The 21,276-nt window shown below is 70.0% G+C and carries 21 protein-coding genes, 2 tRNA genes and 1 pseudogene; 7 read left to right on the top strand and 17 right to left on the bottom strand.

What is annotated here, in order from left to right; translation table 11 throughout:
- Positions 1-3 precede the first annotated feature (3 nt).
- Together ACZ4W9_RS28310 and ACZ4W9_RS28305 are read right to left on the bottom strand one after the other, a co-directional pair.
- Entirely contained in the window at positions 4-5,028 is a 5,025-nt protein-coding gene (locus ACZ4W9_RS28310) for a PAS domain-containing protein (RefSeq protein WP_467940493.1), read from the bottom strand.
- A gap of 227 nt (positions 5,029-5,255) precedes the next feature.
- Positions 5,256-5,759 carry an SSI family serine proteinase inhibitor gene (locus ACZ4W9_RS28305; protein ID WP_467940491.1) on the bottom strand — a complete coding sequence of 168 codons (504 nt, stop codon included), beginning with the start codon at positions 5,757-5,759 and terminating at the stop codon, positions 5,256-5,258.
- A 165-nt stretch (positions 5,760-5,924) separates the two neighbouring features.
- On the opposite strand from ACZ4W9_RS28305, the gene ACZ4W9_RS28300 reads away from it, so the two are divergent.
- Positions 5,925-6,015, top strand: a tRNA-Ser gene (locus ACZ4W9_RS28300).
- Between the two features lie 206 nt (positions 6,016-6,221).
- Positions 6,222-6,294, top strand: a tRNA-Arg gene (locus ACZ4W9_RS28295).
- A gap of 77 nt (positions 6,295-6,371) precedes the next feature.
- On the opposite strand, the gene ACZ4W9_RS28290 is transcribed toward ACZ4W9_RS28295, so the two are convergent.
- The 10 genes from ACZ4W9_RS28290 to ACZ4W9_RS28245 form a co-directional block, all read right to left on the bottom strand.
- Entirely contained in the window at positions 6,372-7,598 is a 1,227-nt protein-coding gene (locus ACZ4W9_RS28290; RefSeq protein ID WP_467940489.1) for a site-specific integrase, read from the bottom strand.
- Entirely contained in the window at positions 7,595-7,801 is a 207-nt protein-coding gene (locus ACZ4W9_RS28285; RefSeq protein ID WP_086700592.1) for a helix-turn-helix domain-containing protein, read from the bottom strand. Before ACZ4W9_RS28285 ends, ACZ4W9_RS28290 begins: the two co-directional genes overlap by 4 nt.
- Entirely contained in the window at positions 7,798-9,075 is a 1,278-nt protein-coding gene (locus ACZ4W9_RS28280; RefSeq protein WP_467940634.1) for a replication initiator, read from the bottom strand. Before ACZ4W9_RS28280 ends, ACZ4W9_RS28285 begins: the two co-directional genes overlap by 4 nt.
- Before the next feature lie 159 nt (positions 9,076-9,234).
- Positions 9,235-9,480 (bottom strand): SpdD protein, encoded by a 246-nt coding sequence (locus ACZ4W9_RS28275; protein WP_467940487.1) that lies wholly within the window; start codon positions 9,478-9,480, stop codon positions 9,235-9,237.
- A gap of 25 nt (positions 9,481-9,505) precedes the next feature.
- Positions 9,506-9,700: a hypothetical protein gene (locus tag ACZ4W9_RS28270; protein ID WP_167513003.1), complete on the bottom strand. Its 195-nt coding sequence runs from the start codon at positions 9,698-9,700 to the stop codon at positions 9,506-9,508.
- A 16-nt stretch (positions 9,701-9,716) separates the two neighbouring features.
- Positions 9,717-9,908, bottom strand: coding sequence for a mobile element transfer protein (locus tag ACZ4W9_RS28265; RefSeq protein WP_014673670.1), 192 nt, complete (start codon positions 9,906-9,908; stop codon positions 9,717-9,719).
- An 11-nt stretch (positions 9,909-9,919) separates the two neighbouring features.
- Positions 9,920-10,552, bottom strand: coding sequence for a DUF2637 domain-containing protein (locus ACZ4W9_RS28260; RefSeq protein WP_467940484.1), 633 nt, complete (start codon positions 10,550-10,552; stop codon positions 9,920-9,922).
- A gap of 34 nt (positions 10,553-10,586) precedes the next feature.
- A complete protein-coding gene (locus ACZ4W9_RS28255; RefSeq protein WP_467940483.1) occupies positions 10,587-11,963 on the bottom strand; it encodes an FtsK/SpoIIIE domain-containing protein in 1,377 nt (458 codons plus the stop codon).
- Positions 11,963-12,319: an SCO3933 family regulatory protein gene (locus ACZ4W9_RS28250; RefSeq protein ID WP_030642755.1), complete on the bottom strand. Its 357-nt coding sequence runs from the start codon at positions 12,317-12,319 to the stop codon at positions 11,963-11,965. The genes ACZ4W9_RS28255 and ACZ4W9_RS28250 overlap by 1 nt, the downstream gene beginning before the upstream one ends.
- A gap of 167 nt (positions 12,320-12,486) precedes the next feature.
- Positions 12,487-13,275: a GntR family transcriptional regulator gene (locus tag ACZ4W9_RS28245; RefSeq protein WP_467940480.1), complete on the bottom strand. Its 789-nt coding sequence runs from the start codon at positions 13,273-13,275 to the stop codon at positions 12,487-12,489.
- A 109-nt stretch (positions 13,276-13,384) separates the two neighbouring features.
- On the opposite strand from ACZ4W9_RS28245, the gene ACZ4W9_RS28240 reads away from it, so the two are divergent.
- The 4 genes from ACZ4W9_RS28240 (at position 13,385) to ACZ4W9_RS28225 (ending at position 16,058) form a co-directional block, all read left to right on the top strand.
- Positions 13,385-13,792, top strand: coding sequence for an NUDIX hydrolase (locus tag ACZ4W9_RS28240; RefSeq protein ID WP_467940632.1), 408 nt, complete (start codon positions 13,385-13,387; stop codon positions 13,790-13,792).
- 46 nt (positions 13,793-13,838) lie between these two features.
- Entirely contained in the window at positions 13,839-14,267 is a 429-nt protein-coding gene (locus tag ACZ4W9_RS28235) for an ATP-binding protein (protein ID WP_467940478.1), read from the top strand.
- Complete coding sequence (locus ACZ4W9_RS28230; RefSeq protein ID WP_467940476.1) at positions 14,261-14,644, top strand: hypothetical protein; 384 nt, start codon at positions 14,261-14,263, stop codon at positions 14,642-14,644. Before ACZ4W9_RS28235 ends, ACZ4W9_RS28230 begins: the two co-directional genes overlap by 7 nt.
- Positions 14,645-15,350: 706 nt before the next feature.
- Positions 15,351-16,058: a hypothetical protein gene (locus ACZ4W9_RS28225; protein WP_189994749.1), complete on the top strand. Its 708-nt coding sequence runs from the start codon at positions 15,351-15,353 to the stop codon at positions 16,056-16,058.
- 848 nt (positions 16,059-16,906) lie between these two features.
- On the opposite strand, the gene ACZ4W9_RS28220 is transcribed toward ACZ4W9_RS28225, so the two are convergent.
- The 5 genes from ACZ4W9_RS28220 to ACZ4W9_RS28200 all read right to left on the bottom strand — a co-directional run bounded on the left by ACZ4W9_RS28220 (position 16,907) and on the right by ACZ4W9_RS28200 (position 20,905).
- Positions 16,907-17,890 (bottom strand): hypothetical protein, encoded by a 984-nt coding sequence (locus tag ACZ4W9_RS28220; RefSeq protein WP_189994748.1) that lies wholly within the window; start codon positions 17,888-17,890, stop codon positions 16,907-16,909.
- 560 nt (positions 17,891-18,450) lie between these two features.
- Positions 18,451-18,849: a hypothetical protein gene (locus ACZ4W9_RS28215; protein ID WP_467940474.1), complete on the bottom strand. Its 399-nt coding sequence runs from the start codon at positions 18,847-18,849 to the stop codon at positions 18,451-18,453.
- A 224-nt stretch (positions 18,850-19,073) separates the two neighbouring features.
- Positions 19,074-19,910 (bottom strand): protein kinase family protein, encoded by an 837-nt coding sequence (locus ACZ4W9_RS28210; protein ID WP_467940472.1) that lies wholly within the window; start codon positions 19,908-19,910, stop codon positions 19,074-19,076.
- 71 nt (positions 19,911-19,981) lie between these two features.
- The gene (locus ACZ4W9_RS28205) at positions 19,982-20,425 is read right to left on the bottom strand and encodes a glycine-rich domain-containing protein (RefSeq protein ID WP_467940470.1); all 444 of its coding nucleotides are present in this window, start codon (positions 20,423-20,425) and stop codon (positions 19,982-19,984) included.
- A 249-nt stretch (positions 20,426-20,674) separates the two neighbouring features.
- A complete protein-coding gene (locus ACZ4W9_RS28200; protein WP_467940468.1) occupies positions 20,675-20,905 on the bottom strand; it encodes a hypothetical protein in 231 nt (76 codons plus the stop codon).
- A gap of 119 nt (positions 20,906-21,024) precedes the next feature.
- Here ACZ4W9_RS28200 and ACZ4W9_RS28195 point away from each other — a divergent pair.
- Positions 21,025-21,198: pseudogene (locus ACZ4W9_RS28195) on the top strand (helix-turn-helix domain-containing protein); the annotation flags it as partial.
- Between the last annotated feature and the right edge of the window lie 78 nt (positions 21,199-21,276).

Genomic DNA, 21,276 nt, shown 5'->3' with positions numbered 1-21,276 from the left:
CCGTCAGTTCGTGCCGATCCGGGCCAGCAGGTCCACGATCCGGCTCTGCACCTCGGTGCTGGTGGACCGCTCGGCCAGGAAGAGCACCGTCTCGCCCGACGCCAGCCGGGGCAGGTCGGCCTGGTCGACGGCGGCGGTGTAGACGACCAGCGGCGTGCGGTTGAGCTGCCCGTTCGCGCGCAGCCAGTCCACGATCCCGGCCCGCCGGCGGTGCACCTGCATCAGGTCCATCACCACCAGGTTCGGCCGGAACTGCCCCGCCAGCGTCACCGCGTCGTTGTCGCTCGCGGCCCGCGCCACCTGCATGCCCCGCCGCTCCAGCGTCGAGGTCAGCGCCAGCGCGATCTCCGGGTGCTCCTCGATGAGCAGCACCCGCGGCGGATGCTGCTCGCTGTCCCGGGGGGCCAGCGCCTTCAGCAGGACGGCGGGATCGGCGCCGTACGCCGCCTCGCGCGACGCCTGGCCGAGTCCGGCCGTGACCAGCACCGGAACCTCGGCCGCCACGGCGGCCTGGCGCAGCGACTGCAGCGCCGTACGGGTGATGGGCCCGGTCAGCGGGTCCACGAACAGCGCGGCGGGGAAGGCCGCGATCTGCGCGTCGACCTCCTCGCGCGAGTGCACGATCACCGGCCGGTAGCCGCGGTCGCTGAGCGCCTGCTGGGTCGTCACGTCCGGCGCGGGCCACACCAGCAGCCGGCGCGGGTTGTCCAGCGGCTCCGGGGGCAGCTCGTCGTCCAGCGGCTGCGGGCGCGGGGTGTCCGCCACCTCCACGGCCCCGCCGGGACCGTCCAGCGGCTCCGGTCCCTCGGCCGCGTCGGGCTCCGGGGCGCCGATGGCGTACGACCGCCCGGCCCCCTCGGTGCCCGGGGCCGGCCGTCCCGGCATGGGCGGCTGACCGGCCGGCGCGGGCTGCGGTGCGGGCGGCCGGCCACCGGGGGCCGGGTGCGCGGACAGCGCCTCGGACGCCGGGTGCGGCCGGGCGCCCTGGTCCGGCCCGGTCTCCTGGCGGGCGGCCGGGTCCGGAGGGGTGCCGAGCTTGCGCCTGCGGCCGGAACCACCGGGCGCGTGCGGGGGCGGGGTCGCCGTCGGCTGCTGCGCCTGCGCGGCCTGCCGGGCGAACGGCACGCCCTGCCCGAGCGTCCGCACGGAGATCGCCCGGCCCTGCGGGGAGTCCGGGTCGACCGGCCCGCCGCCCATGGCTTCGGCGGGCAACGGCTGCGCGGCACGCGGCGGCTGACCGGGGAGCGGGGGCGCGGCGGGTACGGCGGTCTCGGCGGGTTTTGAGGGCCCGGTGGGGAGGGGGGTGCCCCGGGCCGGCGTGGCGGGGGCGGGTGCGCCGGGAGCCGGCAGCGGGGTTCCCGCGCCCGAGGTGTCACCGGCACCCGGCCACTGCGGCGGGGCGCCGGTCGCGGGGCCGCCGGCGGGTGGCGCCGGCACGGGCCGGGCCCCCGGTACCTGACCGGGCGCCGCCTCGGCGGGCAACGGCAGCGGACCCGGGCCCGCCACCGGAGTACCGGCGGGCGGGGTGCCCGGCCGCGCGGCCGGGGAGTGCGGGGCCCGGGCGGGCGCGGAGCCTGGGGCGGGCGTGCCCTGCGCGGGCGTGCCGTGGGCAGGCGCGCCCTGGGCCGCAGCGGCCGAAGCCGGGGCCGCCGGGGCGGGAGGAGTGGGCCGGCCGGCCGGCCCCTGGGCGGGTACGGGGGCACCGGGCACCGGGGCACCGGGGGCGACGGGGCCGCCCTGGACGGGGATGCCCTGTCCGATCGTGCCCTGTGCGGCCGGGCCGTGTGCGGCCGTGCCCTGCGCCGGAACGCCGGGTGCCTGGGCCGCCTGGGCCCCGTGACCCGAAGCGGGCGGTACGGCGGCGGTCCCCTGCGGCGCCCGGCCGGGAGCGCCCGGCACCGGCACGGCCCGCGACGCCGCCTGGCCGGGCACGGCGGCCCCCGGCGCCATCGCCTGGGCGGCCTCCGCGGGCCGGGCCACGGCCCGGCGCCGACGGCCGGTCGGCGCGCTGGTGGGGTGCGGCTGGGGCGGGGTGTGGTCCTCGGACTGGTCGAGCGGTACGGCGTCGTGCCGCCCCTCGGCACCCGGCAGTCCCGCGGCGGACATCGGCATCTGCGCGGGCACCTGCACCTGGCCGGGCAGCGGCCCGGCACCGGGCACGCGCGGCCGGCCGGCCCCGGCGGGCCCAGCACCCGGAGCGACGGGCGCACCGGCGTTCGGCGGGACGGGCGCACCGGCGTTCGGCGGCACGGGGGCAGCGGGGCTCGGCGGCACGGGGGCAGCGGCGTCGGGGACCACGGGCACACCGGTGTTCGGAGCCACGGGCGTACCGGCGCTCGCACCGGCGCCCGGGGCCACCGGTACGGCCGTACCCGCGCCCGGCACCGCCGCAGCGGGGCCGCCTGCCGGTGGGCCGCTCACCGGGGCCGGAATCGCGGCGGCCTCGTCGGTCCCGTGAGCCTCCCCCGCCCCAAGCGACTCAGGGGTCCCCGGAGTCCGGTCGGCCTCAGCCGGAGGCAGGGCGAACACCGTGCGCGGGCCGCTCGCCTCCTGCGCCGCGGCACGCTCCGCCGCGGCGGCCAGCGCCCGCCGGCGCCGCCCGGTCGGCTGCGCTCCCTCGGCGTCGTCCGCCTGACCGGCCTGGTCCGTGACCGACGGCCCGCCCTGTGCCGGAACGGTCCGGGCGCCCGGCGCGGAACCGCCGTCGGCCCCCGCCACGGGAAGGGCGGGCGGCAACGCGGCCTGCGGTGCGTCCAGCTCGTGGCCGGGCCGCAGGCCCGTGCCCACGGGCACGCCCTGCGGCGGCACGGTGCCGCCCAGTCCCGTACCCGAGGCGGCGGCGCCCGCGCTCTGCTCGGCCGAGGTCACGACGGCCCCCTCGGCCACGCCCTTGCTCTCGCCGGTACCGGCGTCGGTGCCGTCGGCCGCCCGCGCACGGCGCCGCCCGGTCCCGCCGGACGCGTGCTCCGCGTCCTCGGCCGGAACCGCGGCGCTCTGCCCGGCGGGCGCGACGGCCCGCCGCCGGCGCCGGCCGGTCGGGGCCGGCGCCTCGAACTCACCGGTGTCCCCGGCACCGGCCAGGTCGCTCTCCAGGAAGGCGTCCGTGGAGGGCCGCCGGGCCCGCCGCCGGCCGGCCCCGCCGCCCTCGTCCCCGGCGACCTCGCCGGCCTCCGGCAGCGGGATCCCGGCGCCCGGCATCGGAGCGCCCGCGGCGATCTCCGGGAACGGGGCCCCGGCAGCGGTGTCGGGGAGCGGGACACTCGCGACGATCTCGGGCATCGGTGCGCCGGCCGGGGCGACGGCCGGGACCGGGGCCTGCGCGGTGACCGCGCCCGCCCCGCCGCCGAGCGGCACCTCCAGGACGTACGCGCTGCCGCTCATGCCCGGCACCTCGTGCGTCTGGAGCACGCCGCCGTGGGCGCGCACGATCCCGCGCACGATCGGCTCGTGCACCGGGTCCCCCCCGGCGTACGGCCCGCGCACCTCGATCCGCGCGACCTCGCCGCGCTGGGCGGCGGCGACCACGACGGTGTTGTCCAGGTAACCGCCCGCCGACACGGGCGTGTTGCCGGTGGCGTCGACCCCGGCGACGTCCGCCACGAGATGCGCGAGCGCGACGGCGAGCCGCCGCGGGTCGACCTCGGCCTCGATGGGCGGCGCGTGCACGGCGAACTGCACCCGCCCCGGCCCGATCAGCTCCACGGCCCCGTCCACACCGGCGGCGACGACGGCGTCCAGCATCGCCTTCGTACGGGTGATGTCCTCGCCGCCCGCGTCCAGCCGCTGGTAGCCGAGGACGTTGTCGATGAGGGTGGTGATCCGGGAGTACCCGGCGGACAGGTGGTGCAGCACCTGGTTGGCCTCGGGCCACAGCTGGCCGGCGTCGTCGGCCGCCAGCGCGGACAGCTCGCGCCGCAACTCGTCCAGCGGACCGCGCAGCGACTGCCCCAGCAGGGTCAGCAACTGCTCGTGCCGCCCGGAAAGAGCCTCGTACCGGTCCTTCTCCCGCTCGGCGAGCGCCGCGTACCGCTCCTCGTCGGCCGCCAGCTCCTCCGCGTGCTTCTCGCGCAGTCCCTCGACCTCGGTGACGTGCTTCTCGCGGAGCTCCTCGACCTCGGTGACGTGCTGCTGGCGCAGCGCGGTCAGGTCGGAGGCGTGTTCCTCGGAGAGCCGCTCCAGCTCCTCGGCGTGCGCCTTCTCCAGCGCGGCCTTCTCTTCCACGACGGCGTCGTACGGCCGCCGGTCGGTGAAGGTCATCACGGCGCCGACGAGCTGGTCCCCGTCCCGTACCGGCGCGGTGGTCAGGTCGACCGAAACCTGCTGGTCGCCCTTGGACCACAGCACCTGGCCGCGCACCCGGTGCTTGCGCCCGGAGCGCAGGGTGTCGGCGAGCGGCGACTCCTCGTACGGGAAGGGGGAGCCGTCGGCGCGCGAGTGCAGCACCAGGGTGTGCAGCTCCTTGCCGCCCAGCTCACCGGCCCGGTACCCCAGAATCTGGGCGGCGGCCGGGTTGACCAGCACGATCCGCCCGTCGGTGTCGGTGCCCACGACACCTTCCGAGGCCGCCCGCAGGATCATCTCGGTCTGCCGCTGCGAGCGGGCCAGCTCCGCCTCGGTGTCGACGGTCCCGGACAGGTCCCGGACCACGATCATCAGCAGCTCGTCGCCGGTGTAGCCGTAACCGTCGTACGCCTGCTGCCCGTTCTCCAGGTTCGCGCTGGTGACCTCGACCGGAAACTCGGTCCCGTCGGTCCGCCGCGCGACCATCCGGGTGGGCTTGGTCCGCCCCCGGGGGTCCATGTGGCTGGGGCGCCGCATCGAGCCGGGGATGAGCCGCGAGTCGAACTGCGGCAGCAGATCGAGCAGCCCGCGGCCCACGAGAGCCGTGCCGGGCGTCTCGAAGGCCTCCAGCGCGATGGTGTTGGCGTTGACGACGGTTCCGTTGGCGTTGACCAGGACCAACGCGTCCGGCAGCGCGTCGAGTATGGCTGCGAGGCGAGCAGCGCCTCGGGATGGCCTGCTGCTCACGAGACGCCTTCCTCCCTGTTACCGCACCTTGCCGACCGTTCGGGCCATCTTGCCAAGGGGCCCGCGACGTGTCACGCGAGGGAGTCTAAGGGCACGGGTCGTCCTCGCGGCGCCGGACGACGGGGAGGTACCACCAGGAAGTGACGGCGAACGCATGACCGGTGCCCCTGCTCCGCGACACCTCCCCGGGTCCTTCACGGAACCGGTGCGTCCGGCGGACCCGCAGGTCACCCGTGCCGTCCGCCGCCCCGCGGGCCGGTCCGGGCCGGGTCGCCGATCCTCGGCAGGAGGGGCACCATGCGGTCCCAGCGGGCGATCCGGCACCCGTCCCCGCGGTCGTACGAGGCGTTCACCGGGCGTCCGGCCCAGGTGCCGGTGATCCGGGCGGTGGCCGGACCGCCGTGGAGCTGGGTGCACAGGGTGCCGGGGGCCACCGGGGCGAAGGGGTCCCGGCCCCACCGCGTCTGCGCGTCGACCGCCCGGCAGGCGCCCGCGACGTCCGGGTGCCGGCCGGACTCCGGGTGGCAGCGGACCAGGTACGTCCCGTCCCGCCCGGGGCCGGCGTGCCGGACCACGACGGTGAGGTGATCACCCCCGTCCTCGGGCCGGACGGGCGGCGGCATGGCGCCGGACGCGGCGGCGGGGACGGCGAGGAGCGGGACGAGGCAGGCGGCGGTGGCGAGGGCCGCGAGGAGGCGGCGGCGCCCGGTGACCGGCAGGACGGAACTCATGCCCTGTCCAACGCCCCACCGGCCGAGACGTTGCGCCGCGTCACCGGGAAGCCCTTTGCCCTGCGGCCCGACTGCCTAGTACCGTGGGGGGCGATTGGTGACAGGGCACCTGCCTGTGTCATCATCTGCACGCACCACTCGCGCGCTCGCGTGGGCGGTTGTGCTGGAGGCGTCGCCTAGTCCGGTCTATGGCGCCGCACTGCTAATGCGGTTTGGGCCTTAAAGCCCATCGAGGGTTCAAATCCCTCCGCCTCCGCTCCCACCGAAGCCCCGGTCCCCAGGACCGGGGCTTCGTCGTTACCTCCGCCGTTACCTCCGCCCGATCGGCCCCGCCGGGCGTTTCCGCAGGTCACAAGGGGTGTGGGGATCGGATTTCACATGACGGCGGCAGTCATGTAATGTTCTTCCTGTCGCCGCGAGCGGGCCGAAAGGACCGGGACCGGGGGCAAAACAAAAAAACAAGCACTCGTAGCTTAACGGATAGAGCATCTGACTACGGATCAGAAGGTTGCAGGTTCGAATCCTGCCGAGTGCACACAGGTGAGAGGCCCCGGATTACTCCGGGGCCTCTTGCGTTTCAGGGGCGTACAGCAGCGAAGTACAGCAACCGTGTCAGCCGACGCCGCCCATCGCATCGGACAGCTTGCCGAGCGCGTCCCGTACCTCTTCCTCGCTGGCTTCGGCGTAGACCTCCATCGTCATGGCGATCTGGGAGTGCCGCAGGATCCGCTGGGCGACCTTCGGGTGCACCTTCAGGGCGACGAGGAGCGAGCTGCACGTGTGGCGGGTGTTCCGGAGCGGGATGACGCGGACGCCGGCGCGGCGAGCACGCAGCGCGAACATCCGGGTGAGGTTCCCCGGCTCGATCGGCGTCCCGTACTTCGTGGTGAAGACCAGCCCGCGCGTGTCCTGCCACAGCTCACCGGCCGCCTTCCGGTCACCGATCTGCTGAGCCCGCCGCATACGGAGGGCCTTGAGGCACAGCGCCGGGAGGGGAAGGAAGTCGTCCGACTCCTCGGTCTTGGTTTCCCGGTGGAGGATCTGCCGCCCGGCCCGCTGGATCTGGTGATCCACGTAGATCTCACCCGCGTCGAAGTCCACCGACTTCCAGGTGAGCCCCAGGACCTCGCCCCGGCGCAGGCCGAGGCAGAGCACGAGCATCCAGGCCGCGAAGAGGTGATCCTCCCGCGCGGCACAGTCGGCGAGGAACCGGCCCGCCTCGGCGACCGACCAGGGCTTGATCCGGCGGCGGCGCGGTTTGGGGACCTTCACCAGCGAGGCGACGTTCTTGCCGATCTCCTCTTCGGCCACGGCGTGGGTCAGGGCAGCACGGAGAGCGTCACGTGCGGCCTGGATGACGCGCCGGGACGGGAACGCTTCGCAGCACTCCCCGACGGCGCAACACCGCTGCCGTGACTTGGCCCGCTTGGCATCCTTGCCCTGGGCGCAGCACTGGCAGATGCCGGCCAGCTTGGTCAGCCACTCCCGGACGTCCCGAACAGTCAGCTTGTCGAGCCGCTTCCCGCCCAGGTGCGGGTTGATGTAGAGCCGCACCGAGCCCTCGTAGGAGACGTACGACAGCGGGGCCAGGTTGGGCTTCACGATCGACTCAAGCCAGTAGGTGAGGAACGCCTGTACCGTGCGGTGCCGGGTCTGCACAGGGCCTTTGCTGGCTTCGCTGTGGAGTTTGATCCACTTCTCGTGGGTCTCCTCGCGCGTCTTGCCGTACACGTACTTCCGCTTGCGGTCACCCTCCGGGGTCGTGACCCAGACGTAGGCCGCGAAGCCGTTCTTGTACGGGTAGATGGACCCTTCGCCGTTCGCGCGCTTTCCGCTCATGCCGCCCACTCCTCGGTCTCGGAGGCGCAGCGGGCCACGTACTCGTCCACCCAGGCCGGGAGGATCCGGCGGTTGCGGCCGATCTTCACGGACCGGATCTCACCGCTCAGGATGAGCGCCTTGGTCTTGGAGAGACCGAAGCCGAGCATCTCGGCGACTTCGGCCGTGGTGTGCCACTTACGGGTGATGGTCACCGTGGTCATGCGGTGGGCTCTCCTTCCGTTCCGGGAGCGGGTTCGAGGGATGCGGCGAGCCAGGCTTCGGTGTCGGACAGGCCGGTGCCGGCGAAGACCCAGTGGGCGAGGACGTACGTCGTGTCTGCCGGGCGTTCGTCGGTTGCTGCCTGGGCGCGGCGCCATGCGGCGCGGGCGTCGCGGAGGGCGCCGAGGGTGGTGGAGTAGCGGCGGGACTTGGTGGAGAAGTGGCCGCGGAATCCGAGCATGTGGGCCCAGGCGCGCAGGCGGAGGTGTTCCAGGTCCTTGCGGGCGCCGAGAGTCCAGGCGGTGCGGATGAGGCGGCGGGCGTGGTCGCTGATGTCGAGCTGGGCGAGTTCGGCGGCGAACTTGAGCGGCCGGTCGAGGGCGCCCGTCGCGGTCTCGGCGCCCTTGGTGGCGTACTTGGCGATGTACGCCGCCACGGCGCGCTCGGTCAGTTCCTGGCCGTCGTTGAAGTCGGCGGAGCGGATGGTGCGTACGTCGAGCTGGCGGCCGAAGGTGAAGGTGTGGGCGCGGCCGTCGATGATCGGGCCGTCGACCCGGGCTTTGGTGGCTGCTGCCTGGATGGCGTCGGTGAGAAGTTCGGCCGTTGCCCAGGGCGGGGGCGGGGTGTCCGCGCCGCCGGGGCCGTCGAGGCGGATGACCGCGTGGAAGTGGACCGCGCCGCGCTTCTGGTACTCGGCGACCTTGGCGAAGGAGACGCGGGCGTGGTCGCGGAACCGGCGCTGTGACAGACCCGCGCGCTTGGCGACCTCGCGGCGGAGGTGGATGGAGAAGCGGCGCCAGAGCTGTCCGGCGTGGGCGTTCCAGAGCACGGCCGCTTCGTAGTCGTAGGTGTCCGGGTCGAGTGGAGTGCCGAGTGTGGTGTCGTCCTGGTTGTGGTGGGTGCTGCAGCGGCAGGGGCGGCCGTCGGTGCGGCGGTTGTGGACCGGGCCGAAGCCGGGGGCGGTGAAGGTGGCGAAGACGCGGGGATGTGCGGCGACGTGTTCCGGGGTGCCTTTGCCGCCGCGCAGTCCGGCGGTGATCAGGTGGAAGGTGTCGCGGCGGTAGACCTCGGCGCAGGCCGGGCAGCGGGTGGTGCGGCGGTTGTTGCAGCGGACGAGGAGTTGGCCGGCCGGGAGGGTGGTCGAGTCGAGGTGGTGGAGGACGCGGCCGATCTCTCCGGTGGTGGTGTCGATGTCGTACTCGGTGCGGTGGCCGTCGAGTCGGATCGGGTGAGTGCAGCCGCCGAGCCCGGAGAGCTGCCGCAGGATGCCCGGCAGGTTGCCGTTTTCGGCCAGCCTCGCGAGTTCCGGGAGCGGGGGCGGGGTGGTGCGGGTGAAGATGGCGGTCTCCTTCTGACTGGATCGGTCAGGGGTGATGGGCCCGGGGCGGCCGGATGCTTGGCCGTGTCGCGGCCGTCCCGGGTGCGGTCGGACGGGTCAGCGCCGGTGCTGCTCGCGGAGCAGGGAGCGCAGGACGACGGTGGCGACGGCCACGGAGATGGCCGTGACGGCGACGGCGGCCAGCAGCGCGGTGAGGACGACTCCGCCGACGAGCAGGGCCACGACCGTCTTCTGATCCACGGGAAGGGACGCGAGGCCGCGTCGGGCGGGCGCCGGGTCGGCCGGCGCGTGGGTGTGGGCGGACGGCGGGGTCGGGTTCTCCGGGTACTTGGGTAGGAACACGGCTTGGCCTTCCTTATCTACTCGTCTAGTCATGTGAGCCGTTTACGACGCCGACGCCGGACCGGGTGCCGGACTCGATGGCGGGGGCGAGGAAGGTGTGCGAGAGCCAGAAACCGAACAGCGCGATGAGGACGACGATCCAGGGGCGGACGCCGAGGAACTTGATCGCTCCCCATGCGAAGAACCCGAGGATGAGGACGAGCGGCAGGCTGACGGTCACGGTGGTCCGGGTCCTTTCAGCGGACAGGGCAGCGGTGGGTGCGTGCGGCCAGTTCGGCGGCGGCGCGGCTGTCGTAGTCGGCGGAGAAGCCGCAGCGCGGGGCGGTGCAGGCGGCGGTGTGCTTCTCGCGGCCCCGGTTGTCGTAGGAGGTGCCGACCTGGACGGGGCCGATGCGGGTGACGTTGCGGAAGCTGCGGTTGGCGGACACGCGGTCTCCTCTCAGAGGTGGGCGGCGATGGCTTCGGCCATCGGTTCGGGGACGCCGAGGCGGGCGCGGAGGGTTGGGGTGTCGATGGGGGCGCCGGTGCGGGCGTGGTGCTCGGCGGCGACCTTGCGGGCGTGGTCGACCAGGGCGGACGGAACGGGTACGGGTGTCGGTCGTGGCGGTGTCTCGATGGCGGGTGGGACAGGCGCTTCCGGTTCGGGGGCGGTTTCGGGCTCGTCCACCTGCTCCTCGGTGACTTCGGTGTCGGTGTCGGTGTTCGGTTTGGGTGCGGAGTGGGCGAGGAGCGTCCCGCCGAGGAAGGCGATGGCGGGCCAGCCCGCGACGAGGATGCGCAGCCAGGCGGGAACGTTGCCGAGGTCGAGGAGGCCGGCGGTGGCGACGTTGGCGCCGAGGGAGGCGGCGAGGGCGATGACGAACCAGCACCAGGCCGCGGCCTTGCCGTTGCCGGAGCGCAGTCGACGCCAGGCGGCGACGAGCAACAGGTCGACGGATGCGGGATAGGCCCATGCTTTCCATCCGTCCTGTCCGGCCGCCACGGCGACATCGTGGAGGTGGGCGAAGGACAGCGCGGCGGCGATGAGCGCCTGGACGAGCACCGCGTCGACGCGGGCCAGGTGGGCGCGCATGATGCGGCTCCTTCCGGAGTCGGGCGGGGGTAGGTCAGTCGGTGACCGGGTGGGGCAGGACGACGGGGGCCGCGTGCTCGACCGGACGCTCGGGCACGTCGGGGCGGAAGGGCTCCAGCGCGGGCAGGTCGGGCACCAGTCCGGCGGACGTGCGGCAGGTCTCGGCCGCGTCGGTGAGGGAGAGGTACGGCGTGCGGATGCGGGACCAGCCGCCGGAGGTGTCCCCGGCCACGGCCAGGCCGGGCCGTTCGGGGGCGATGGAGCAGGCGGCCATGACCGCTTCGGGGGCGATGTCGCCGAGGGCCATCTTCGCGGAGGCTTCGTCGTTGACGCGGTGGCAGACGCGGCCGGTGAGCTGGGCACGGAGCATGGTGGCGCCCTTGCCGAGTTCGGCGCCGAAGCGCTGCCCGCACACCTCCAGGTACATGCCGGCCGCGCGGCCGAGCTGGGCGAGCCGGATGAGCTGGGTGACCATCTCGTCGCGCCGTTCCTCGTCCTTCTTCGTGGCGACGAGGAAGAGTTCGGCCACCTCGTCCACGAACAGCACGACGGGTACGGGGCGCTCGTGCTCGGGCAGGCCCCAGATGTCGGAGGTGATCTCCTCGTCCGGGGTGCCGGGGGCGATGCCCTGCCGGGCCTTGATCAGGTCGTATCGGTCCTCCATTTCCTTGACCAGTACGGGCAGCAGTTCGGCCGCCTGTTCCGGGTCGGTGGCCAGTGCGGAGAGCCGAGGTGCGAAGGGAGCCAGTTCGACGCCCCGCTTACAGTCGATGCCGACCAGGGCGACCGGCTGAGGAGCAAGTCCGGCGATGAGATGGCGCAGGTACATGGACTTGCCGGACAGGGTGGCGCCGAGGGTGAGCTGGTGGGGGATGGTGCGGTAGTCGCGTACGAACGGCGTAGCGTCTTCGCGCAGGGCGACCGGCACTTTGAGGAAGCCGTCCGTGATCTTGCGCGGCATGCGGACCCGCCGTAAGACGTCGTAGCCGACGAGCCGCAGCTCGATGACACCCGGCTTGACCGGGGTCACGTAGACGGCGTGGACGCCCCAGGCGTGCCGCAACCGTTCGGCCGAGGCGGCGAAGTCGGCGGGTTCCTGGCCAGGGGCCAGGCGGAGGCGTATCCGCAGCCCGGTCGTGGTGGGTCGGAGCAGGCCCCGGCGAGGCGGTACGGGCCGCACCTCACGCCGGGTCATGGCCTTGGCGGCGAGCACCCGGAGCCGGGACGGCGCCACGGTGAGGCCGCACGCCTCCATCACCGAGCCGTACGTGCTGAGCAGCCGGACCGTGGACACCGGGAGGCCGACCGTGGACCAGTACGCCGCCGGGTGTTTGGCCCGGGCGTAGGCGGCCCCGCCGCCGAGCGCGGCGACAGGACCACCCACTTCCAGAAGCGTCGTCAGGTCGGACATCAGGCAGCGGCCCCGGTGACGGCCGGGAAGGCGGCGGGGGTGACGGCGGCGGCGCGGTAGGCGATGCCGTGGCGCTGCTGGCCGTTGAAGACGGACTCCCAGGGCCGGGCGACCAGGCCCGGCAGCGAGACCGGCGCTCCGAGGGTCAGCCCCTCTGAGATGCCGCCCTCCGGGACGGTGACCTTGATGAGCGAGGACTCGCCGTCCTCGATGTAGACGACGCCGATCGTCATCAGCGCCTCACCGCTGTTGGCGTCCTTGGCGATCTCGCCGGTCTGCCGGTCGCGGACCTTCGGTTCGGGGGCCTCGGTGAGGAGGATCGTGGCGCCGGAGGTCTCCACGCGGATGGTACGCAAGACACACTCCTATCTACTCGTCTATACAAGATGGGTCCTGCGAACCCCTTGATCGGGATCGCGGAATCACCTTGCCACACAACTCGCCCACTCGTCTATACGAGTAAGCGTGTTGGGGTGTACGAGTTCGGGAGAACGTCCCCGCGCACCACCGCAAATCGTGACGATCAGGTCGCCGGAAGCTGGTACGAGAGGACGTAGGCGTCCGCCGCCATCACCGTGTCGCAGACCTCCACGGCCCGTCCCTCGGTGTCGAAGGCGGTGCGGATGAGATGGATGACCGGAACGCCGGCGGCCAGCCGCAGCGTCTTGACCTCGGCGGGCGAGGGCATCCGGGCGCGGATCTCCTCGTCGAAGTGGTCGAGGCGGTGGCCCAGCTCTTCCAGGCGGGCGTAGATGCCGCCGGGGCCGGGGTTGGGTTCGGCGATGGGGGTTCCGCGGGCGATGTCGAGCGGGAGGTATGAGGTGGCGAACTCGACCGGCCGCCCGTCGAGCAGGTACCGGCGCCGTCGGGCCAGGACTCGCCGCACGGAGCCGAGCCGGGTGGAGGTGTCCTGGCTGGCCTTCTCCTCCTTGACCTCCAGGCTGTCGACCTGGGGGTGGCCGCCGGCCGCGTCGGCCTCCACGATGAACGCGGACTTGCCCTGTTCCCGGTGACGGCGGGCGAAGCGGTCGGAGGCGAGTCGCCTGACGGGCGGTCGTGGCCGCACGAAGACGCCCCTGCCGTGCTCGGCGTGGACCAGGCCCTCGCCCTGGAGGATGGAGAAGGCGTTGCGGACCGTCATCCGGGACACACCGAAGTGGTCCACGAGGTCGGCTTCGGAGGGCAGCTTCTCGCCTTCGCGGAATCGCCCACGGTCGATGGCCTCGCGCAGCTGGTCGGCGATCTGCCTGAAGACCGCACGATCGCTCGTGGGGTCGAGATCACCGAGGAGGCCCGAAGATAGAGGGCTCACGTGAGTACTCCTTTAGGTATCTAGACGAGTGGGCGAGTGCTGTTGCTACGGTGGAGAGCCTAGCCAGCCGAGAGGGCCGAGGAACGTGAGCACTGAACGCCCGCACTCCGTGAGCGTCGCCGGGGTCGTCGTGGACGACCAGGGCCGGGCCCTCCTGATCCAGCGCCGCGACAACGGTCACTGGGAGCCGCCGGGCGGTGTCCTCGAACGCGAGGAGACCATCCCGGAAGCCCTCCAGCGGGAAGTCCTCGAAGAGACCGGCATCAAGATCGCCCTTCCGGCGACCCTGACCGGCGTCTACAAGAACATGAAGGGCCTGATCGTCTCGCTGGTCTTCCGCTGCGAAGCCGCCGACGGTATGCCCACCACCGGTGACGAGACCCGCGCACTGCGCTGGGCCACCCGTGAAGAGGTCACCGAGCTGGCCGACGAGGCGTACGCGATACGCGTCCTTGACGCACTCGACGCGGCGACCCCGCCGGCCGTTCGCGCCCACGACGGCGTGAAACTCGTCTAGCCCGAACCCGCTGCACATGGCGGCCTACCAGCACGAAGGAACTTGTATGCACGAGTATACGAGTACAGCCCGGGTCTGGGGGCTGAGTTGCCCAGGATTCCCGGAAGAAGTGAGCCGGGCCCGCCGCTGGACCCGGGACATCCTGCGCGACTCCCCTCTGGCCGACGACGCCGAGCTGATCGTGAGCGAGCTGAGCACGAACGCGATCCGCCACACGGCCAGCGGCTGGGAGCCCGGCAGCTTCCACCTGGCCGTCGCCGTCTCGGCACAGGTGATCGCGGTCTCGGTCACGGACGACGGCGGCGCGGCCACAGCCCCCAAGGTCGAGCACCAGGACCACGACGCCGAACGCGGCCGAGGACTGGGCATGGTCAGCGCCATCGCCCACCGGGTCGTCATCCACAACACCGACCAGGGCCACACGGTCACCGCCGAGCTGTACGCCGACGCACGGCTGGGAGGCCGACGATGCTGATGAAGCTGCCCCGGTGGGGATTCTGGTGCGAGTGCTGGACGGAGAGCCTGACCGAGCAGGGCCCGCCGGCACTGGTGGCGTCGTTCGACGCTTACTCCGCTCAGCAAGCGGACCGTTGGGTAGCGGTCGCCCTCGAAACGATCTCCCCGGCACTGGACGCGGACGCCTCCAGTGCAGCGTGGGAGTGGATGTATGACGGCCGCATCGACACCCGACGAGCCCTACTGCGAGCCGAGCCCTGCACGGTGTCACTGACCCACGTCGGCACACGCATCACCTGGACGATCCGCCCCGTACTTTTCCTGCCGCTCGCGCACCGCCAGGGCACCGAACTACCGGCATGCGCACACGACTTCACACCCCGCCCTAAAGAGTGAGTTACAACTTTCTCTACTGGTTCAAGGCGGCTCGCTCCGCTCACCGCGCGCGGCCCGGCCCCCGGCCGGGCCTGCGCTCCTGTATCCGCCCCGCTCCAGCCCGGCCGGTGCCCGCGCCGCGAGCACACCAATCAGCCGCTTGCCGCCAGAGAAGGGGTACGTCGTGGCTGGGGCGGTCGGCTCCGCGGCTTTAGGCAGCCACTTTGGCGCGAGCCTCGAAGATCATGGCCCCAGCGTCGTGCTTTACCGGGCAGGTCCACAGACTGCCCGACGCGCCGGAAGCTTACGGGGCCATGATCACTCGCGCCAAAGCAGCTCCAGCCCAAAACCGCTGCACCGACCGCTTGCGCCGACTTGCTGAAGAATTCCCCGGACTAGCACCTGGCCTTGACCTTATCCTCATTGGTGGCCGAGCCACGAAGACACGGGGTGCTCAATGAAACCAACCGATGAGCCTGACGCGCCAGCCTGGGGACAGCTCAGAGATGGCCTTACACTTGACGCACTGCAGGAAGCTGTAGAGAAGTCCGGCTACCCCCTCCAAAGCACGATATTCCAACTGCTTGAGCAAGATTTCAGGGTGCAGCAAGAATGGGGGTTCAGGGACCGACTATCAGGAGAAATGCGTTCAATCGATCTAGTGGCTAGACGGGAACTAGAACACACTCCTCCCCAGGAGTCTCGCATTCGACCGACACTCACGGTGATGATCGAATGCAAGCAGTCGAACCTTCCCTACGTTTTCTTCTCGACCAGTCCAGCACCCTGGAAACTCGATCTGCCCACCATCTGCGGTCTAGGCATTAAAGAGGTCGTCGTCACGACAGACGATAACCCTTCTTCTTGGCATTTCTCCGTATCGGAGGCACTTGACCTCACCCTGCACCCATTCCACAAAGTTGAGGGTTTCTCTATTGTCAGCAAGTGCGCAAGGAAGGGTCCACGTCTCGAACTATCGGGAATTGACGCATACAACGGCATAGTAATGCCACTGATTAGTGCCGCGACCCACTTCATCGAAGCTTCGCGACCGCCGACAACCGCCCATTGGTTCGATGCCTACCTAGTATGCGCAGTAGCTGTTGTGGATGCACCCATGATAGTTGCGACGAACAACTCATCCGGCGTAAAACTTGAAGCGAGACCATGGTGCAGGCTATTCCGGCATGAACCGAAGGATCTTGGTGAGTTTTTAGGAGAAGCCGGAAGGCATCTTGCGGTCGACGTGGTCCACAAGGACTTCGCCGCTCAATATTTCACCGATCATTTGCTGCCATTCGCGGAATACTTCCGCGAGGGGGCTTTAAGGAACCATGAAGTTCTAGCCACGGGCGAAGGCTTCATTGAAGGTCATGAATTCAATCCTGAAAGCCTTAGGGACTTCCTGAAGCCCAAGGCAGGTCACGGCTCTTAAAGTTGACCAGAGAAGCTGCCACTGGAGTTGTAAGCGATCGCTGGGCCCTGTTGCATGCCGTTAGCAGTGCACAGCGATTAGCAGGCACAGCGATCGAACTCCACAGCACGTCTTAGCACGTATGCAGCCATGCCCGATCCGGCTGCCGGAACCGACCAGGCCGCCTATCGGCGGCCGTGATCCAGCACGAGAGGCCGGCCTGTCATCAGGCGATGCCAGATGTCGGCGAATGACGGCGGCCTTAAGCGGAAGCTGTGGCCGACGGCAGTGCCGACAGCACTGACGGCTACGGTGGCGGACGGCAGCACCTTGTTCCCCGACCACTGGCGGCGACACGGGCGGCCCGAACAAGATGCCAGGGTCGCAGGAGCCATGCACGCGCGCACGCGCTTTGTTTGATCAGCGTGACCGTCTCTCGCCACCACCAACTTCGCGGGATAGCGGTGGGCGGGCGGCTGCTGACGGCGGGCCGACGCGCAGTGCAGGGCCGTCCCTGGGCCGTCCGAGGTCACCCAACGCCAACCGACAACGACAGAAGCCCACGGCATCCGAGCTGGTCGGAGCCCTGGGCTTCGTCAGCCTCGCTGGTGAGCGAGACCAGTGATCAGTAGACCGGCTACTGAGAGAGCTGCTGCCCAAGATCTACCGCGTGGCTGCTCAGCCGACGCCCCTTGACCCTCGCAGCAGCAGCGAAGTACAGCAACCTCACCGTCCCGCGCCACCCATCGGTGCCCCCAGCCATCCGCCGCACCAGCCCAGGAGACCTCGGCAACCACCATGCCCATAGTTCGCATCAAGGGGATAGGTCGGCAGAAGTGCCTTCACTCGGTCATAGGACTCCGGTGACCTTACGAGATATCCAGGCCGGGAATTTCGTAGTGCGGGTCAGGAAGTGACACACCCCATCTAGCGAGTGCGTCGTTAATTTCCTTGGCCAGCCGCAAAGAGGTATCGCGGCGAAGATGAGGATTTAGCCCCCCATCGCGTGACGCATCATAATCGGGCATGAAAGGCCAGAGGTCAACTTTCCTGGGATCGATGCCCAGCAATGAGCACACATGCCTCAACCCAGAGTCCACGTGGCCACCTTTGCCTCGCTCGGCAGCGAGTCTTCCGCAGAGATCCATGAGGGCATACCCCTTGGGTGACACTTCATAAATGGTTCCCGATTTTCGAGGATCCGGGCTTCGGACGATGAATCCCGTAAGGTTCAGACGGATGATCCTCTCCTTTACCGGAGCGACCCCGACGCCCATCCGCTTTCCGAGCTTCGTGTAGTTATCAAAGCCAGATGCTTCGACTTGCGCCAATACGGAGAGACTGAGGCCACACATTCCACTCCACGTTGCAAAGGAAGCCACATCACTCTCAGTGATGCCACCAAGAACGACTGCAAGCAGGAGATCACGGGACAACGAGTTTTCAAGATCCGAGTAAACTAGACTCCTATGACTCTCCGAGTCAGCGTCAAAGTCTTCTGGAACCCAGAATACGCGCAGCCGGTCAAGCCTGTCCGCCAGCCCGGCTTTTTTATAGTCGGAGATAGCCTCGTACAGCACCGCCTTATTCTTCATGGTAGTGCGGGCAACATAGACGAGAATATCTGATTCCGCTTCAGAAAGCAGCATTCTGATATCTTTGTCGATACCCTCGTTATGCTTCCAGAGCGTCTGCCCAGAAACAGCCCTCTTCCAATTGGTGGCGAGATCGCAAGCGAAATCAAAACGTTTACGATCCGCCTCTTTGTATGCGTAAAGACGAGACTCCGATGTATTCTCAAGAATTTGCAGAACTGCATCGGAAAGAAAAGCGTGCTCGGCCGACTCCGCCACTTTGCCCCTCCCAGGTTGCCGCCGTCAGTTGGATGGTACGAGGCGCCACTGACAGATGGGCTTGGGAGGTGAGCCGACGTGGAAGCCCTTCACGGCCGGTGCACATTCGCTGCGCCGCTCCCCATCAGTCGAATACGTGTCGACGTTGCCGATCAGCGACTCAAAGGCGAGCACTCCCCCGCAGGTCAGAGCCGTACCGCCGCCGAAGCGCTCGGGGTCCTTCTAAGCGCCTGCATGCAGGGGTGCCCGCCGTCAGCGAAGCGGTCATGCCATAGGCGTGCCAGATCGTGGGGGGAACCACGGGGAACACGGGGGATGCAAAGGACGTGCCGCCGGTCGGCGACAGCCTTCCGCAGCAGGCCAGCCCGGCAACGAGCCCTGGACCACATCAGCTTCCCAAGCTGAGGGCACCGGCGCCGTGGTCACGCACCAGCTGTCGCGGCTTGCACTGGTCGACGGCATCAGCAGTATGGCTGAGCCCGGTGGGGGTGCAGCGAGACATACGCGCGCCTGAGTGATCTGCACACCCGCCGGCGTAGCTGATTTTCGTCGGCTGCGGTTCAGACCCGGGTCCGCTGAACGCCGGTGCACGCGATCAGCCTGCTGCCGTCCTCGGTGAGGAACAGCATGAAAGTCCAGGCGCCATCAGCAGCCCTGATCTGACCTAGGCGGACTGGGCGCTGATGCCGACCGAGCTGATCCACGGCGGGGGCCAGGCTCGTGGTCTCGATGCCCCGGCGGCGTGTGTACCGCAGTCGACGTTCATAGACACGGGCGAGCGCCCCAGCAGACATGGTCCCCTCCCAGACCACGTGGGAAGCGCCGCAGCGGAGCGCAGCCAGGGCGGCCACGGACGCTTCGTCGTTGCCGACCAGCAGCCGTTCGAGTAGTTCCCGCTCCATGCCGTCACCCCCACCGGGATCCTGCTGTACAGCAGCCGGATACAGCAACCACAGCAACCGGCCCCACCCCGAAGCGTCTCTCTGGGGCCGACATGCGACCTGTATGACCGTCAGCGACCGATCTCTGTAGAGCTACGGATCAGAAGGTTGCAGGTTCGAATCCTGCCGAGTGCACACAGGTGAGAGGCCCCGGAGAAATCCGGGGCCTCTTGCGTTTGCGTTGACCACGGACGGCTACAAGCGCGCCCGCCGCGCCGTCGGGGAGCGCCGACGCCCTGGATTCAGCTCAGGGCCTTGCCGACCTCGTAGATCGTCGGCCTGTCCTCGGGAGCATGGCTGAGCATGGCCTCGATCAGTTTCCCCAGCTCGCCTTGCACCTTCACGGGTCGGCGCTTGCCGTCGGCCACGGCCCTGCGCTGCACGGGGCGCGGGGCGTCGTCCGGGTAGTCGATCGCCCGCCAGCCCGTGGCGGAGATGAGCAGCGCGGCGCCAAGCGCGTAGATGTCGGCTTCGCGCGTGGGCTCTGCTACTCCGGTCGCGAGCACACTGCGCGCGATCTCCGGTGCTTCGTAGTGGACGAGGCAGCCGCGGAACGGGAAGTCGTACCCCTCGGGCACGCGACCACCGCGCGCGAGCGCCAGGTCGATCAGGTGAGTTCGATCCGGACCGATGATGAAGTGCGCGGGCTGTACGTCGCCGTGGGCCCAGCCTTTCGCGTGCAGTTCGGCCAGGGCTTCCACACAGCCCAGAGCCACGCTGGGGTCCGGTTCGATGCGCGACTCCGGATCGCGGCAGGGCTCCCACAGTCGATAGAGGTCCAGCCCCTTGCGCCACGGCTGGAAGTTCCAGGTGCCGCCGTCCCACTCGCCGTACGCGAAGTCGTGGAAGCCGAGGCGGTACAGCACGGCGCCCTCGCGTGCGGGTGCGAGCGCCGTCCAGGGCTGGGCCGGCCAGTCGGCCGTTGCCTCGATGGGGTATCCGACCTTCACGGCGTAGTGGCCACGATGGCTCTCGACCTCCCAGACCATGGAGCCCCGGCGATTGAGGACCAGGCGCTGAGCCGTGGGCATGAGCGCGTCGAGCACGACGATCGGCAGTTCGGGGGGTGTCCCGGGCAACGTCTGTTCTCCTTCCGAGCGACGCGGCCGACGCCGTGTCCGAGGCCGGCCGCGTCGCTGGTGTCGTGTCCCTACGCCTGACCGTACGGACGGCCGCAGTCCGCGTCGCACTGCGCGAGGTTCGTGCCGTCCACGGTCCAGAGGTCGTCGAAGACCATGAACCCGGCCGCCTTCATCGCGTGTGCGGAGGCGGCGACCTTCTTCGGGTCACGCGCCCCTCCACCCGGCTTGGGGTTGTGGTGGAGGAAGCGGCCCGCGAACCGATCGCACAGTTCGGCGTACTCCTTGGTGTGCAGGATGAGCGCGTGGAGGCCGAGGTCCACGTCGTCCGACGGGACCATGGGGACGGTGGCGGTCGCCGCGGTCACCGCGAAGGCCACCGCCTGGTCCGCGATCCGCTCGGCGCGCTCGCGCGTCTGTCCGTTGTGGACCATCATGAAGTGGCTGAGGCTGTAGAGCAGTTCCTCACCAGCCACCGCGCGACCGGTCTTCTGGTCGTTGGCTGTTGCCGTCATGCGAGTACTCCTTGAGTGTCGCTGTGCTCTGGCACTTGCGCCCGCACCGGTCGCCGAGGCGTGGACCACGGGTCACCGGGGGTTTGAAAGGCCGGCCCCGAACGGGGGAGGGGGAGCCAAGGAAGGTGTCATCCCGTTCGGGGCGGCCGGTCTACTGGCTGATACCGAGGGTCATACCGATCACCAGGCCGCAGGACCCACTGACCACGATGACGAAAAGACCCCTCGCGAACCGGCCGATGGCGCGCATCACAGGCCACCCCGGCTGTTGCCGTTCTTGATGGCAAGGCGGGCGCTCAGTTCCTCCCGCGCGGTCGGCGCCACCAGGTTGTTCGGTAGGTCGTCCCACTCGACACCGCCGCCGATGGGCCTTATTTGCACCCTGGCGCCGACCTCATCCATGACGACGCCGATCCGTCCACTGGCAGTGTCTTTCGCCAGTTCACCGATGCCTGGTCTGGTCTGCTGGTTGCTCGCCATGCGGCAGAGCATCCCGCCACTCAGCAGGACGCCAGAACCCCCGACGCACCCCACTTTGGGACGTCCTGCGTCGGGTAGAACGTCCCTAGTGCCGTCCCTGCGTATTAGGAGAGATTGGGATGCCGAACGAGAGGCTACGTGCTGCCATGGCGGCCGGCGGATGGACGTACGCCGCCCTCGCGGACAAGGTCGAGGTCGATCCCAAGTCCGTCGAACGGTGGGTCAATCTGGGGCGTACGCCGCGTCGCGCCACGGCCATGCTGGCAGCGGAAACACTAGCCTCGCGCTTTCACGAGGTGGGCTGTCCGACTGGTGATCAGGAAAGCGGAAAGTGCCTCTGACCAGCGAGAATGAGGATTGCTGAGGTCCTT

The organism is Streptomyces sp. NPDC029296, from assembly GCF_055569255.1.
Note: the sequence above shows the minus strand (reverse complement) of the source record. Positions and strands in the feature narration are given on the sequence as shown.

What these genes read in the sequence shown, in the direction of transcription:
- ACZ4W9_RS28305 (WP_467940491.1), bottom strand. Translation starts at nt 5,759, where the DNA reads ATGAGTTCCGTCCTGCCGGTCACCGGGCGCCGCCGCCTCCTCGCGGCC.
- ACZ4W9_RS28290 (WP_467940489.1), bottom strand. Translation starts at nt 7,598, where the DNA reads ATGAGCGGAAAGCGCGCGAACGGCGAAGGGTCCATCTACCCGTACAAG.
- ACZ4W9_RS28285 (WP_086700592.1), bottom strand. Translation starts at nt 7,801, where the DNA reads ATGACCACGGTGACCATCACCCGTAAGTGGCACACCACGGCCGAAGTC.
- ACZ4W9_RS28260 (WP_467940484.1), bottom strand. Translation starts at nt 10,552, where the DNA reads ATGCGCGCCCACCTGGCCCGCGTCGACGCGGTGCTCGTCCAGGCGCTC.
- ACZ4W9_RS28255 (WP_467940483.1), bottom strand. Translation starts at nt 11,963, where the DNA reads ATGTCCGACCTGACGACGCTTCTGGAAGTGGGTGGTCCTGTCGCCGCG.
- ACZ4W9_RS28235 (WP_467940478.1), top strand. Translation starts at nt 13,839, where the DNA reads ATGCACGAGTATACGAGTACAGCCCGGGTCTGGGGGCTGAGTTGCCCA.
- ACZ4W9_RS28230 (WP_467940476.1), top strand. Translation starts at nt 14,261, where the DNA reads ATGCTGATGAAGCTGCCCCGGTGGGGATTCTGGTGCGAGTGCTGGACG.
- ACZ4W9_RS28225 (WP_189994749.1), top strand. Translation starts at nt 15,351, where the DNA reads ATGATCGAATGCAAGCAGTCGAACCTTCCCTACGTTTTCTTCTCGACC.
- ACZ4W9_RS28205 (WP_467940470.1), bottom strand. Translation starts at nt 20,425, where the DNA reads ATGACGGCAACAGCCAACGACCAGAAGACCGGTCGCGCGGTGGCTGGT.
- ACZ4W9_RS28200 (WP_467940468.1), bottom strand. Translation starts at nt 20,905, where the DNA reads ATGGCGAGCAACCAGCAGACCAGACCAGGCATCGGTGAACTGGCGAAA.